General features: G+C 47.7%; 9 protein-coding genes. 7 read left to right on the forward strand and 2 right to left on the reverse strand.

Going from position 1 to position 15599, the window contains the following annotated elements:
* Window positions 1-17: 17 nt before the first annotated feature.
* Window positions 18-1919, reverse strand: a complete 1902-nt coding sequence (htpG, locus tag AC5JBY_RS27810; protein WP_495907948.1) for a molecular chaperone HtpG — start codon at window positions 1917-1919, stop codon at window positions 18-20.
* 413 nt (window positions 1920-2332) lie between these two features.
* Here htpG and AC5JBY_RS27815 point away from each other — a divergent pair, with 413 nt between their 5' ends.
* Complete coding sequence (locus tag AC5JBY_RS27815) at window positions 2333-6613, forward strand: T9SS type A sorting domain-containing protein (RefSeq protein ID WP_495907949.1); 4281 nt, start codon at window positions 2333-2335, stop codon at window positions 6611-6613.
* 272 nt (window positions 6614-6885) lie between these two features.
* Here the strand turns inward: AC5JBY_RS27815 and AC5JBY_RS27820 are convergent, their stop codons facing one another.
* On the reverse strand, window positions 6886-9570 hold the full coding sequence (locus AC5JBY_RS27820) for an alpha-L-rhamnosidase (RefSeq protein WP_495907950.1): 2685 nt from the start codon (window positions 9568-9570) through the stop codon (window positions 6886-6888).
* Window positions 9571-10147: 577 nt separating this feature from the next.
* Here AC5JBY_RS27820 and rpsF point away from each other — a divergent pair.
* From rpsF to AC5JBY_RS27850, 6 genes are all read left to right on the forward strand, one after another.
* Window positions 10148-10504, forward strand: a complete 357-nt coding sequence (gene rpsF, locus AC5JBY_RS27825) for a 30S ribosomal protein S6 (RefSeq protein ID WP_495907951.1) — start codon at window positions 10148-10150, stop codon at window positions 10502-10504.
* Between the two features lie 3 nt (window positions 10505-10507).
* The gene (gene rpsR / locus AC5JBY_RS27830; protein ID WP_119051724.1) at window positions 10508-10774 is read left to right on the forward strand and encodes a 30S ribosomal protein S18; all 267 of its coding nucleotides are present in this window, start codon (window positions 10508-10510) and stop codon (window positions 10772-10774) included.
* Window positions 10775-10862: 88 nt separating this feature from the next.
* The gene (gene rplI / locus AC5JBY_RS27835) at window positions 10863-11309 is read left to right on the forward strand and encodes a 50S ribosomal protein L9 (RefSeq protein WP_495907952.1); all 447 of its coding nucleotides are present in this window, start codon (window positions 10863-10865) and stop codon (window positions 11307-11309) included.
* A 161-nt stretch (window positions 11310-11470) separates the two neighbouring features.
* On the forward strand, window positions 11471-13093 hold the full coding sequence (locus tag AC5JBY_RS27840) for a L,D-transpeptidase family protein (protein ID WP_495907953.1): 1623 nt from the start codon (window positions 11471-11473) through the stop codon (window positions 13091-13093).
* A gap of 286 nt (window positions 13094-13379) precedes the next feature.
* Window positions 13380-13748, forward strand: a complete 369-nt coding sequence (gene rbp / locus AC5JBY_RS27845) for an RNA-binding regulator (RefSeq protein WP_167289789.1) — start codon at window positions 13380-13382, stop codon at window positions 13746-13748.
* Window positions 13749-14193: 445 nt separating this feature from the next.
* Complete coding sequence (locus AC5JBY_RS27850; protein ID WP_495907954.1) at window positions 14194-15570, forward strand: HAD-IB family phosphatase; 1377 nt, start codon at window positions 14194-14196, stop codon at window positions 15568-15570.
* The last annotated feature ends 29 nt before the right edge of the window (window positions 15571-15599 follow it).

Genomic DNA, 15599 nt, shown 5'->3' on the forward strand with positions numbered 1-15599 from the left:
CTCGCAGCTTGCTTCAACTATCCATTCACCGTTGACGACTCATTCTTCACGTCTCCCATCAGCTCCACACTACGATTAATAAAGTTCGTAAGACTAGCCCCCTTCAACAAACCCTGAGACAACAGCGCAAGGTCGGCTAAGTTAAGCACAGTCTTCTCTTGCTTCTCCTTATTACTTTCAGCCAGCACACCCTGAAAAATGGGGTGATTACCATTCACGGTGAGCGTTACCTCATCAGGCATATTAGCATAAAAAGCCCCCATTGGACCTTGCATAGCAGCCATATCTTTCATCCTGCGCATAAACTCAGGACGCGTAGCCACTACAGGAGGCGCATCAACACTCAAACCTTTCACCTCTACCGTTGCATGCAGGTTAGTATGTTGAATAGTGAATAACCCTTTCAGCTTTTCTTCGTCATCCTTACTCAACACAGAATCGATGTTCTCTTGCTTATCGATCAGGTTATCGGCGATATCTGCATCCACACGGTTGAAGTGCACATCAGACCACTTCGATTCCATCTGGTTCAGGAAAGCAGCATCAACCATCGTGTCCATCTTCACCACTACATACCCCTTAGCTTCTGCTCCCTTGATATAAGCATCTTGTTGAACAGGATCAGTAGTATACAAAATTACAAGCTTGCCATCCTTGTTCTTTTGAAGCGTTTCCGTTGCCAGGCGAAGCTCTTCCAAAGTATAGAACTTCTTCTCACTGCCACCAGCACCAACAGCTTCAAAAATGTGGAACTTATTAGCCTTCTCCAGGAACTTGTCATCAGTCATCATACCATACTTCACAAACAGCCCCAGGCTATCCCACTTCTCCTCAAAAGAAGCACGCTCCTTATTGAAGATCTCTTCCAGCTTATCAGCAACCTTCTTCGTAATATGATTATTGATCTTCTTTACATTCGGATCGCCTTGCAGGTAACTACGACTAACGTTCAATGGAATATCCGGAGAGTCGATCACACCATGCAACAACATCAGGAACTCAGGCACGATATCCTTTACCTCATCAGTTACAAACACCTGGTTACTGTACAGCTGGATCTTGTCCTTCTGGATCTCATAACTCTGCTTGATCTTCGGGAAATACAAAATACCCGTCAGGTTGAACGGATAATCCACATTCACATGGATCCAGAACAGCGGAGCCTCATGATAGGGATATAATTCCTTATAAAAATTCTGATAATCCTCTGCGGTAAGCTCAGAGGGCTTACGCGTCCAGGCAGGTTGCGTGTTATTGATCTGCTCAGGTTGAGGAGCATCCTCTTTTTTCTCTTCGCCGGCTTTGGGATCGTAGAAAATAGGCACAGGCAGGAAACGACAGAAACGGCGCAAAACAGCACTTACACGCTCCTCTTCCAAAAACTCTTTACTTTCGTCGTTGATGTGCAACACGATATCAGTACCACGCTCGGCCTTCTCGGTATCTTCCAGCGTATACTCCGGGCTGCCATCACACTCCCAACGCACGGCAGTAGTACCTTCGCGGAAGCTCTTGGTAATAACCTCTACCCGGTCACTCACCATGAAAGCTGAGTAAAAACCGAGGCCAAACTTACCAATGATATTATTCTCGTTTTGTCCTTTATACTTCTTTACAAACTCCTCAGCGCCACTGAACGCTACCTGGTTGATATACTTTTCAACTTCCTCAGCCGTCATACCCACACCCCGGTCGGAGATCGTGATCGTCTTCTTCTCGGCATCCAGCTTCACCTCGATCTTGAGTTCACCCAGTTCCCCTTTGGCCTCGCCAATGGAAGAAAGCGTCTTTAGCTTCTGAGTAGCGTCCACGGCATTACTGATCAGCTCACGAAGAAAAATATCGTGATCGCTGTACAGGAATTTCTTGATGATAGGAAAAATGTTTTCCGTCTGTACCCGTATAGTCCCTTTTTGCATATAATAAGCAGGTTTTGTTCACTGCCACCAAACAAAGTGCCAGCCATCCAAACCGGCAAAAATGTCAGTTTTGGCGGGCGTGAAAAAAAGGTCAATTTCCCATACTTACAGAGACCTTTCAGAGACATTACAGAGAGTTTATAGAGACCTTATAGAGACTTTGCTTCTCATCTACCCTACACCTGCCCTCAACCCCGCCTATACCCGGCTAATAGATACTCCTGCTCCCCCTACCCACTTACCCGTAAAAATGACATTGTTGAGAAATACCGGCTAACCATAACATTGAGGTAACCTTACCCCTTTTATCTTTGGAACCTCAACTCCCCTCAACTCTCCCCTTATCCAATCCTGCGCAATACCACCGTTCAGCAACGTTGCATGCTACGCTTTCATTAATCAAAAACAACTTCATGAGACACATCTACTTGCTCATTCTGGCCATCTTATGCCTGGCCGTCAACCCGTTGCAAGCCCAGGTATCCCTCACTACACCCAGCGGTACCTATGAACAGCATTTCGACGGCCTGGCCTCCACAGGCACAGTCGATTTCACAACACTCCCATTGGGCTGGTTGCTACGCGAAACCGGCACCGGCGCCAACACCACCTATACAGCCGACAATGGCGGCCTAAATTCCGGCAACAGCTATAGCTATGGAGCAACAGGACAAACCGAAAGAGCCCTCGGAGGATTGTTGTCAGGCTCTGTTACGCCAACCTTTGGAGTATCCTTCACTAATAACACAGGAGCCACCATCACATCACTTACAATAACTTACACTGGCGAACAATGGCGCTGCGGAGCAACCGCCCGCGTGGATAGGCTCGACTTCCAGTATAGCCTGAACGCCACCGACCTCGCCACCGGCGCCTGGACAGATGTCGATCAGCTGGATTTTGCCTCCCCCAATACAGCAGCAACAGGAGCACTGAATGGCAACCTCGGCACTAACCAAACAGCCATCACCTTTACCATCAGCGGCCTTACCATACCAGCCGGTTCCACTTTTTTCCTTCGCTGGAACGACTTCAACGCCACCGGCGCAGATGATGGACTGGCCGTAGATGACTTTTCCCTTACCTGGGCCACCGGAACCACTCCCGGCACCACGGTCTCTGTAGCGGCAGGCGCCAATGCGGCAGAACCCTCTACCGATGGCAGCTTTACCATCAGCCTTTCATCAGCATCGGCCACCGATATAACAGTCACCTATAATTTCACTGGCACTGCAACCCAGAATGCCGACTACAACGATCCAGGAGCCGGCGATGTGGTGATACCAGCAGGGCAACTTTCTGTCGTAGTACCGATCGAAGTAATAGACGATGCCCTGGCCGAAGCAACAGAGACGATCACGATCAACCTCACAGGAGCCACAGCACCCTACACGATCTCTAATGCTTCAGCTTCCATCAACCTGACATCAGAAGACATTTCCACTGTCAATTTTACCGGCAACTACTTTGTAAACTTCAATACATTGGCAGCATCGGGCACTTCCGCTGCTGTCCCCACTGGTTGGGCTTTTGTAGAAACAGGTTCCAATGCCGATGGTCTCTACGCAGCAGGCAACGGTAGTTCCGGCACCGGTAACACCTATAGCTTTGGCACAGGCACCGATCCCGACAGAGCCTTCGGCCTCCAACGCTCCGGCAGCCTGATACCCGTAATGGGCGCCCTGTTTACCAATAATACAGGCACTACCCTTACTTCATTAAGCATTACCTACGTAGGAGAACAATGGCGGCTTGGAACAGAGAACAGGAACGACCGTCTTGATTTTCAATTTAGTTCCGGCACTGGTAGCATCACGGGCGGAACATGGACAGATATTGACGGGCTCGATTTCATCGCACCCAACTCAACAGGAGTAGGAGCCTACGATGGCAACGCACCAGCCAACCGCCGCACTATTAATTATATCATCAATGGACTATCCATCCCCAACGGATCAATATTTGGCGTACGCTGGCAGGATTTTGATGTCACAGGCGCCGAAGACGGATTGGCCGTAGATAGCTTCACCATTTCCCTCGGCTGTACCCCGCCAACCAATCAAGCTACAGCACTCAACCTCACACCAGCCCTGCAATCTATCGCAGGTAGCTTTACACCCGCAGCAGCAGGCACCACACCTGCCGATGACTACCTGGTGCTGATATCCACATCGCCCACACTTACAGAACTACCCGTAAGCGGAACAACCTATGCCATAGACGATGTTATCGGCAATGCAACAGTAGTATCCATTGGCAATAGCACAACCTTTACTGCTTCCGGGCTTACGCCTTCTACTACTTATTTCATTTTTGTATTCTCAGTAAGCTCGGCCACCAAGTGCTACAATGTATTGACACCACTCACAGGCAACGCTGCCACTGCACAACCACCAGCCTGTATTGCGCCAACTACCCAGGCATCGGCATTCAGCGCCAACAACATCACGGGCACATCGGCAGATCTGTCATGGACAAGAGGCAACGGAGACAACATATTAGTGATTGCCCGTAGCGGCGAACCGGTAAACGCAACAGTATACAACAGCATCGCCTATCCGGCAGGAACAGAGATCGGTTCAGGCAACTTTGTGATCTACAACGGACCTGCCGCATCATTTGCTTACACCGGCCTCGCACAAAACACCACCTATCACCTTGCGCTATACGAATACAGCAATACCAGCACCTGCTATCGCACACCGGCGCTAACAGGAAACTTTACTACCCTTTGCACCAACCCGGTTAACGTTTCTGCCCTGGCTGCAACAGCAGGTAATGCACAGGCAGCCATCAATTGGACCCTGCCCTCCGCCGGTTGCTTCGACGAGATCATCGTTGTAGCTTCTACCGCTTCCATTGCAGGCACAGGCGATACATATCCCTCACCTGCCAATCCTGCCTACACGGGCGGAGAGCAGGTAGTATACCGCGGAACAGGAACCACTGTCAACGTTACCGGATTGACAAACGGCACCCTTTACTATTTCAAAGTCTTTACTCGTAAAGGCACCAGCTATTCCAACGGCGTACAGGTAACGGTCATTCCCTTCGATCCATCTTCCGGATACCTGTACCTCTATGGTAATCTCCATGCACACTCATCTTACTCAGACGGCAACCAGGACGATGAAACCAAAACACCGATCGACGACTTCACATTCGCGCGCGATGCCCTTTGCATGGACTTCCTCGGCATTTCCGAACACAACCACGCCGGCGCAGGTATGAGCTATCCAACCTTTGCCCAAGGTTACAATGAAGCCAACACAATCAATGGCGTTACAGGTCCCAACGGTAATAGCCTCGTAACCCTCTACGGTATGGAATGGGGCGTTATCAGCGGCGGCGGTCACGTACTGGTATATGGATTCGATGATAAACTGGTTGGTTGGGAGCCCGGCAACTTCGACATCTTTGTTGCCAAAAACGACTATGCGGCACTGTGGAATGCAGTCAATGCCCGCAGCGGTGCTTTCGCTACATTAGCACACCCTAACTCAGGCGATTACAGCAACCTGGCTTCTGGCTATAATGCAATCGCGGATGCAGCCATAGTAGGTCAGGCTGTTGAAAGTGGTCCGGCTTCCTCTACATCCACTACCTACAACGACTTCCCGTCAAGCCTTAGCTTCCTCAGCTACTACCGCACCATGCTGTCAAGAGGATACCGCCTGGCCCCACAAATGGACCAGGACAACCACAAGATGACATTCGGTACTTCCAACAGCAACCGGATGGTAGTACTAAGTCCTGCCAAAAGCAGAGAAGCACTCATGGAATCCATACGCTCTATGCGCTACTATGCATCACAGGATTGTAACATGCGCATAGACTTCAAGAATGGGGGCACACACCCCATGGGAAGCCAGGTAAGCAGCGCAGGCGTACCACAATTATCGATGGTAGTGACCGACCTCGACGGAGAAGCAGTAACCACTATACAATTATGGGGTGGTGAAGTAGGAGGCTCAGTGCCTGCTACGCCGGTAAAGACCTACACCACAAGCTCATTCACTTTCAGCGCAAGTGATATAGAAAATATCCAGCCCAACAACACAACCTGGTATTACTACGCCATCGTCACCCAGGAAGATGGTAACAGAGCAGTAACATCTGCGATTTGGTACACCCGCAACGATATGACACTGCCGGTAACCCTTACAACCTTCCGCGCGAAGTATGATGAATCAAGCAATAAAGTAAACCTTACCTGGACTACTGCACAGGAAAGCAACAGCAAAGAGTTCATCGTAGAAAGAAGCAATGATGGAGTCAACTTCACAGCCATTGGCAATGTGAAAGCAGCTGGCAATTCCAACAGACCGATCAACTATACCTTTGCCGATGCACAACCATTCGCAGGCAACAACTACTACCGCTTGCAACAGATAGATTTCGATGGAAGAAGAGCAACCACCGGTATTGTGAAAGTGACGATAGGACAAAACTTCTACCTCACCTATGGACCTAACCCGGCTACAGAGTCATTGACCATCAACATCCAAAACAACCACGCGCCACTCCTTATTCAACTCACCGATCTCAATGGCCGTTTACTGCAGCAGCGCAACCTGCCGGCAGCCAACAACCAAACCGTTCGGTTACCAGTTAATAACCTGGCGAAAGGAGTCTACCTCCTAAAGATTGCAGGCAGCGACATGACAAAAACCGAGAAGATCATCGTAAAATAAGTTGCTGATACATCAAACAAACAGGCCCGTAACGATACCGTTACGGGCCTGTTTTATTATCAACGCTGTCATTTAGAATGAAACACCTCCTTCTTTGTCATTTCGAACGAAGCCATTCGCGAGTGTGAAAAACAAGAAGTTGCGGCGTAGTGAGAAATCTGCTTACGAAGAAAAAAGTCGAAGCAAACGCCTGCCTTTCCTACATTGCCCGGCCCTTTAGGGCCGGGGTAAAAAATCACACTCCCTTTGGGCTTTAGCCCAATTGTCCGGAATTACCTCAATACAAACCGATAAGTCCCCGCCTGCAATTGATAACGTTGTTTCCCCGAAACATCTTTACCAGCTACGCGCACAGGCCCCGCAACACCAGTTACAACTTTTCCACTCTCATACAACTGAAGCCCATCAGCCACAGGCAGCAACAAAGTAGCAGTAGAGTTAGCCGGCACAGTAACAGAACAGTGAACCATACCGGCCTCTTTCCTCCATGAAGTAATAACATTACCATAAGGCCCTTCATGCGCCGCTTCAAAATGATCGAGCCCTTCTACAAACTGAGGTTCGAGAATTACATTCCTAAAACCAGGAGCCGCCTCATCAGGTCTGATCCCCCCGATACCTTTATACAACCAGGCGCCTATTTCTCCAAACATAATATGGTTACGCGAGAGATCAGCCCCGGCATAGATATCCCAGTTTTCATACAACGTAGTAGCGCCATTCACGATCCACCAACCCCACGAAGGGAAAGTTTCCTGCGCTGCCAGCTTATAAGCCACATCGCCATAACCATTTTCACTCAGCGCATTCAAAATAGCCTTTGTACCCAGCAGTCCAACATCAAGATGAAAAGTATCCCGCTCCACACGCTTTGCCAGATTAGCCGCCACTGGCTTTTTCAGTTCAGCAGGCACCAGCCCCCAATACAAAGCCACACTCATTTCCGTTTGCAAACCAGAACCATAAATATTGGTTTGTTTATTCAGATACTTACCATTGAAAGCACCTTTGATCTTTTCCGCAAGTACAGTATACTTTTTATGATCAGCTTCCTTGCCCAACAACTTAGCAGCTTTGGCAAGGATAGTAGCATCAGCAAAGTAATACGCTGTAGAAGTGAACTCTACCGGACTCTTCGATTTCACCGGCACCCAGTCACCCAATCCCCACGTAGTAAGACCGGAAGGATACAACTCATCGATATGATCAACATACAACTTGATGTTATCATAACAATCAGCCAGCAATTGCTTGTCACCATAAAACAAGTATACATTCCACGGGATAATAGCAATAGTGCTGGTCCAGTCAGGACCATTGCCCCATTCATAACCCCAACCGCCGGTAGGAATAATAGAAGGCAACACACCATTAGGCTGCTGCTCATCACGGTGATCGGCCAGCCACTTTTCATAAACAGTAATACCATCAAAACCATACAAGCCCGTTTCAATAGCGATCTGTGCATCACCCGTCCAGCCATTCTTCTCCCGCTGCGGACAGTCAGTAGGATAACCAAACAAGTTAGACAGATAAGCATTATTCGTAGCCAGCCATATCTTATCGATAGTAGGATTAGAAGATTTGATCTTGCCCACCGGAGGTACATTACTATGCATAAAATAACCGGTGAGACTTTCCTGTGTAAGCGTTATGGGTTTGTCGCTGGTAACTTCTACAAACTGAAAGCCCTTATAATTAAAGCGCGGCATGAACGTCTCTTCTCCATTTCCTGACAGAATAAAAATATCCGTTTGGAAAGGATCTTTATCATCCGTAGGCCGGTAGTGAACAACGATGTTCGAAATATCCGCACGCCCATTCGAGTAGATCTGCTCGGCATGTTTCAATCGGATGGTCGTGCCCGCTTCACCCTTCACCTTCAACTGGCTCACACCAGAAATATTCCTGCCCAGGTCAAACACATACACAGTATCACTAAACTTCCTGATCGTTTTAGAAGCAATCTCTTCTACTGCCTGGATCGGGTGTAAAGCCTGCGCCACAATATTATTGGAAGGAGCTGCCCGCAAAAAGATACCCTTCCACTTACTGTCATCGAAATTCACTGTATTCCAACCCGGTTGCGCAAGACGCGCATCATAATGTTCAGCAGTATAGATACTATTAAAGACCACAGGCCCCAACGCAGTCTTCCAATCCCTGCCCGAAGTAATTGTTTCCGTAGAACCATCCTCGTAAGTAACGCGCAGGTCGAGACAAAAAGCAGGCCGTCCGCGCCAGGGCGCCTTATGAAAATACCATACAGCAGTAGATTGATGATTGTACCAGCCGTTGCCCAGCAATACACCGATAGCATTCTTACCGGCCTGCAGCTGTGCAGTCACATCATGCGTCACATAAAGTGTACGACGGTCAAAGCGCGTATACATAGGATCAAGCCGGTGATTACCGATCTTTTGTCCATTCACATATAACTCATACAAACCTGCCACCGCGATATAAGCCCGTGCAGATTTGATCTTCTTCTTAGCCTCAAAAACTTTCCTGAACTGGCCGGCAGGCTTTGCCGTCACATCATTCAAATCACTGATCCAGGTACCTTTCCAGTTGCGCTGGCTCATCATACCCGTTTCAAAACTGGCAATAGTAGAAGACGATTTGATACCATCCTTGTCCCAGGTATCTACCCGCCAGTAATAACGTGTAAAAGGCTGCAGCGCCTTACCCGCATAAGTAACGAGGCTCGTACCGCCGGTCACTTTAACCGGTTGCCACACCATACCCTTTTTCATATCCAAAGAATCGGTAGAAACATACAGCTGGTAAGCCGTTTGCCGGGCGCCGGTCCGCTCATCTACCATCCGCCACGAAAGACGCGGCCGGGCAGCATCGATGCCGATGGGATTTACCAGGTGCTCACATTTAAGTGCAACAGGCTGAGCAGGAGAATAAGCATAACCGGCGGTTACACAAAACAGGAAAAACAAAGACATACAGCAAAATGATAGCAAGACTCGCATAGATCGTCAATTTTCAATAGTTAACTCCGTGAAAATAAAGCTTATTAAACAACTAAAAGGTTATAGCAAAACACGATGATCAGCCATTTTAAGCCTTTAACCATACTGTACTGACCTGTGCTGATGCTATGCGAGGTTTGTAGTGCTAATTAGTCAGGCCGCTCAAAGCGGCCAGACAGGCCCTGCAACAAGCCGATGCTCTGTAAGGCCTGACCCGTCGAAGAAAACGCTCCTCCAATTGCCCGGCCCTTCAGGGCCGGGACACAAACACCCCACACCCATTGGGGCTTTAGCCCAATTAAAATCACTGCCTCGCATCTCTATATTTATAGCTTAAGCTATCTTGCACATACGGGAACTTCTCTAAACGATTGAAAGTCATCACTTTTCCTCCCAATCCATATAATCCCCCTAATCTTGGTTCAGACTTTGCCAGTTCCCTGTAACTACTTATCTTTGCAGCCCCTTAGCCAAAAAATACAGCCATTCCGCTGTAATCCAGTAGCGACGGGGATTAAATCAATTTTTTCAAAACAATTAAACAGGGATCATGAACAATTACGAATTGATGGTGATTTTTACCCCTGTGCTTTCTGAAGAGGACTTCAAAACCGCTCAGAAAAAATTTACTGCCTTCATCACTGATAACGGCGGTCAAATGGTGCACACCAATCCCTGGGGTCTGAAATCACTGGCGTATCCCATCCAGAAAAAAACCACTGGTTTATACTGGGTGTTGGAATATACTGCGCCATCCAGCTTCAATGAGCAATTGAAAATTCAATTGCTTCGTGACGAGAATGTGCTCCGTCACATGTTCACTGCACTCGATAAATACGCCGTCGAGTACAATGGTAGAAAGAGAAGTGGTGTACCTACAGGAGTTGAAAAAGCAGTGGAGGGATAACACATGGCAAAAGCAAATGAGATTAAGTACCTGACCGCCATTAAAACCGAGAAACCCCGGAAGAAATTCTGCCGTTTCAAGAAATATGGCATCAAGTATATTGATTACAAGGACGGAGAATTTCTGAAGAAATTCCTGAACGACCAAGGCAAAATGCTCCCCCGCCGCATTACCGGTAACTCACTGAAGTACCAGCGTAAAGTAGCGCAGGCAGTAAAGAAAGCCCGCCAGATGGCATTATTGCCATATGTAACGGATCTATTAAAGTAAACCTCACCCTAATCCCGTGATAAACGGGTAGACAGTCATCCCGGCAATAACCTGGATCGATTGGGAAACGGTGAACAAAAACAACATCATGGACATCATCCTGATAAAAGACGTAGACAACCTGGGCGGCGCTCACGAAATCGTGAAAGTTCGCAACGGTTATGCCCGTAACTACCTCATCCCGCAAAAATTCGCGGTAGAAGCAAATCCTTCCAACCTGAAACAACTGGAAGAAAGGATGAAGCAGATCCGTAAGAAGGAAGAGGCAATGCTGAAAGAAGTAAACGCAGTAATCGCTAAACTGAAAGACGGAGCCCTGAAACTCGGTGCTAAGACCGGTACCAGCGGTAAAATCTTCGGTAGCGTTACCTCTTTACAACTCAGCCGCGCTATCCGCGAACAAAAAGGATACGATATCGATCGCAAAAAGATCTCTATCGTTGATGAAGTGAAAGAACTGGGTACTTACAAAGCTACCATCGACTTCGGTAATGGCAACAGCACTGAAGTAGAATTCGAAGTAGTAGCCGAGTAATCTCGTCTTATACAAATCGTTGAAAACCTTCCCATCCGGGAAGGTTTTTTTATTGCCTGAACCCAACCCCCATTAACTTCTCAACTTGTTAACCTGGCAACCCTTATCAACCTATCAACTTTTCACCCTATCAACCTATCTTTATATATCAATCCTTCACCATGCGTATACGCCATCTTTTATGTTTACTCCTCTTCACCCTTGCCCTCGCCTGCCGCGACACCCAAAAGCCCTCCTACGTAAGAGGAACTCAGGACACCCTGCCGGCCAAAAGTAATATCGACCCCTCTATTCCCGGCAACTTCAGCACCCAGCGCATCATGCACTTCGATAGCACGCAGATAAGCCAGTTCCTGACCCAATATCCCCTCCTGAAAGAGTACAGCGATGACATCCTTAAATTTTACAGCAACCGCCAATACGCCTTTGCCTGGTTCGATAGCCTCGGCATCATCGAGCAGGCGGGTAACCTCCTCAACCGCGTAGAGAACATCGCAGATGAAGGCCTTTCTCAAAAAGTATTATACAAAGAAGCGTTCGACACACTGGTAACAGAAGAACAAAACAAGACCAACGATAAAACCACAGCCCCTTCTGTTGACGTCAACACGGAGCTAATGCTCACAGCCCAATACTTCTACTACGCACGTCACGTATGGCAAGGCATACCGGAACAGGAGTCGAAAGCCATGGACTGGTTCCTGCCCCGCAAAAAGATAGAACAGGAAGCCCTGCTCGATTCCCTCCTGCGATCGCCCACAGACTCCTTCCTTGCCGATGAGCCATTATACTACCAGTATTATCTCCTCAAAGACCAATTGAAAAAGTACAGAGAGATCGCCGCAAAAGGAGGATGGCCCGCCATCAAAGCCGATAAGAAAAAATACCAGGCTGGTGACACAGGAGTAGCCATCAGCCAGATCCGTCAGTACCTTTACATCACGGGCGATCTTGCAGCCAATGACAGCAGCAACACCTCATTCGATTCAACATTGGTTACAGGAGTCAAAAGCTTCCAACGCCGCCTGGGCATGAATGAAGATGCCGTCATAGGACCAGCCGTGCTCAAAGAAATGAATGTGCCGGTAAGCCAGCGTATCGAACAGATCGTAGTAAACATGGAACGTTGCCGCTGGGTACCGGCAAAACTCAACGGAGAATACATCGCCATCAATATCCCCGATTACAAACTGTTTGTCTTCAACAAAGACTCTGTAGTGTGGAGCATGAACGTAGTGGTAGGACAAGCCGTACATAAGACCGTTGTATTCAACGGCGACCTGAAATACGTTGTATTCAGTCCCTACTGGAATGTACCACCCGGCATCCTGAAAAACGAAGTGTTGCCCGGCATACGTCGTGATCCCAACTACCTCGCCAAGCACAGGATGGAAAAAGTGGGCAACAACTATCGCCAGAAGCCAGGTGCCAACAACTCCCTCGGGCTGGTAAAGTTCCTCTTTCCCAACAGCTACAACATCTACCTGCACGATACCCCTTCCAAGGACCTTTTTGGCCGCGATAACCGCGCTTTCAGCCATGGCTGCATCAGGCTGGCAGAACCCAAAAAACTGGCAGAATACCTCCTTAGAGATCAGCCACAATGGACGAGCGAAAAGATCACCCAGGCCATGAACGCCGGCAAAGAACAATACATCACCTTAAAAGACCCCGTGCCGGTATTTATCGCCTACTTTACAGCATTCGTTTCATCAGATGGAAAACTCAACTTCAGGCAGGACGTTTATAACCGGGATAGCAGATTGGCGAAGACAATTCTTTGATAAAAAAGGAATAGCCCTATGGGATTTATACGTCATATAACTAACGGGAGCAATTTCCACAGGTTTACAACGTTTTAATAGCACCAAATCGCCCAAATCCGCCCCAGTAAAGGAACAGCGGAATATTTTTGTTTATTAAATAATTATTTCACTATCTTCACAGTTGATTAATGTACTTAGTACTCGTGTTCTGAAGTGTCTTACCTAATATCCTGGTTTCCTCAGTTCATTGCAGTAACTATTGTCATTATCGGTTTTTTTCAGCACTTTAAAAATTTTAGTTACAATGAACATTTACGTAGGGAACCTCTCCTGGCAAATGACCGACGAGGATCTGAGAACCTTATTTGAACAATACGGTTCTGTTACTTCTGCAAAAATCGTTAAGGACAAAGTAAGCGGCCGTAGCAAAGGCTTCGGTTTCGTAGAAATGCCTGAGGACGGCGAAGCGCAAAATGCACTGAGCAGCCTGTACGAATCAGAAGTACTCGGCAGAAAGATCATCGTTAACGAAGCTCAGCCTAAACCACAAGGCGGCGGCGGCGGTGGCTTCAAGAAAAGAAGCTTCGGCGGCGGCTCCGGCGGCGGCGGCGGTTACAAGAAAGGTGGCTTCAACCGTGGCGGCGGCGGCGGTGGTTACAACAGGGATTACTAAAAACATCATCTCTTTGTATACACTAAATCCTTCTGATCTTTCAGAAGGATTTTTTATTGCATATACATCTCCTTCCTACCCACCCATCAGCACTCATCCACGCCCCTTTCACTTCTCACGTTTACCTCACTCATCAACCCATTGCCGATTGATCCCGGCTCTTGTCGGGACCCATTGCCGGCTGTTTTCCCCGCCGCTATATTAATACCTTTTTAACCTCGTTTTAATGCCTCCTAAAGATCAGAAACTGATCTTATTTCTCCTTAGGAAACCCCTCGAATAGTAAGTGCTGAAAAGAACATTTGAACACAGAAAATTAATCCAGGTATCTGCAGCAGAGGCACGGCTTTTGTCAATATACCATGACCTCGGTTTATTCCCCAACGTTGGGGAATAAAAGCTGCAGTAAACACCAATCTAAAACGTAGAACAAAAGGAGGTACATGTGCTAACTGTAATAATTCCAGTCCTGAATGAAGAGCAAACGATTGCCCGTGTTGTTGCATTTTGTCGGCAACATGAACACGTAACAGAAGTCATTGTAGTAGACGATAAATCAGAAGACAATACAGCCAAAGTAGCCACAGAAGCAGGTGCCAAAGTAATTACCAGCCAGATACGCGGAAAAGGCATATCCATGAAGGATGGTATACAACAGGCCAGCAATGAGATCATCATATTCCTCGATGGTGACATTGATCCATACCCGGAAGGCACTATTACAGGCTTGTCAGAGCCGCTAATCAATGATGAAGCAGATTTCGTAAAAGGCAGCTTTGCACGAAACGCCGGCAGAGTGACAGAACTGGTGGCAAAACCCTTACTCAACATCTTCTATCCGGGATTATCCTACTTCTCACAACCACTCAGTGGCATGATCGCCGGTAAAAAATCATATTTCAAAAAGATTGATTTCTTCAACGATTACGGAGTCGACATTGGTATCCTGATAGACATGTACCTCATGAAAGCCCGTATCAAAGAAGTCAACATCGGCTATATAGAAAACAAGAGCAAACCCTGGCAGGCGCTGGGCAAAATGAGCAAGGAAGTATCCCGCGCCATCATCAGCAAAGCACAACGCCAGCATCCCGAAGAGATCAGTGAAGAAGACATACATTCCCTCGAAGCCATCAATAGTGAAATGAACAAAACCCTCAAAGAAAAACTGAGCGGCTTTCACAAAATGGTGGTCTTCGATATGGACGACACCATCCTGATGGGACGTACCATTGATGCCTGTGCGAAGGAGTTTGGATTTACGGGTAAACTGGAAGACCTGCGGGCACAGGAAAAAGATTCCATCATCCTTACCAAACGCATTGGCATGCTGCTCAAAGGCCGCACCATGGACGACCTGCTCAATGTAGCCAGCAAAATAGAAATGGTGCCCGACATAAAACAAGTGGTAAGAACACTGAAAGAAAAAGGCTATATCGTTGGCATCATCAGCAACAGCTATACGCTGATCACCAATTACGTGCGCCAGCAAATAGATGCAGATTTCTCCTACGCCAACCAGTTAGAGTTCTTTGAAGGAAAAGCTACCGGCGAAGTAAACCTGCCATTCTATTTCTTTGGTTCACCGGAAAGCATCTGCGGCCATTCCTATTGTAAGACCAACGCTTTGCAGTACGCCTGTGAAAAATACAGCGTACAACTCAAGAACTGTATGGCAGTAGGCGATAGCCGCGACGACCGTTGCATGATTGGACACGCAGGAAAAGGAGTGGCATTCTGTACAAAAGATGAGCTGTTGGAAGCCATCGCAACAAAGAATATCCGTGAAAACAGTTTTCAGCCATTACTGGCACTCGCTTAATAATCCGACCACTTAATTGTAAACCTTAA

The sequence above is a fragment of the Paraflavitalea sp. genome (genome assembly GCF_059502485.1).

Bases quoted from the DNA above. Each gene is read 5' to 3' on its own strand.
- htpG (WP_495907948.1), bottom strand. From the start codon at position 1,919: ATGCAAAAAGGGACTATACGGGTACAGACGGAAAACATTTTTCCTATC.
- AC5JBY_RS27815 (WP_495907949.1), top strand. From the start codon at position 2,333: ATGAGACACATCTACTTGCTCATTCTGGCCATCTTATGCCTGGCCGTC.
- AC5JBY_RS27820 (WP_495907950.1), bottom strand. From the start codon at position 9,570: ATGTCTTTGTTTTTCCTGTTTTGTGTAACCGCCGGTTATGCTTATTCT.
- rpsF (WP_495907951.1), top strand. From the start codon at position 10,148: ATGAACAATTACGAATTGATGGTGATTTTTACCCCTGTGCTTTCTGAA.
- rpsR (WP_119051724.1), top strand. From the start codon at position 10,508: ATGGCAAAAGCAAATGAGATTAAGTACCTGACCGCCATTAAAACCGAG.
- rplI (WP_495907952.1), top strand. From the start codon at position 10,863: ATGGACATCATCCTGATAAAAGACGTAGACAACCTGGGCGGCGCTCAC.
- AC5JBY_RS27840 (WP_495907953.1), top strand. From the start codon at position 11,471: ATGCGTATACGCCATCTTTTATGTTTACTCCTCTTCACCCTTGCCCTC.
- rbp (WP_167289789.1), top strand. From the start codon at position 13,380: ATGAACATTTACGTAGGGAACCTCTCCTGGCAAATGACCGACGAGGAT.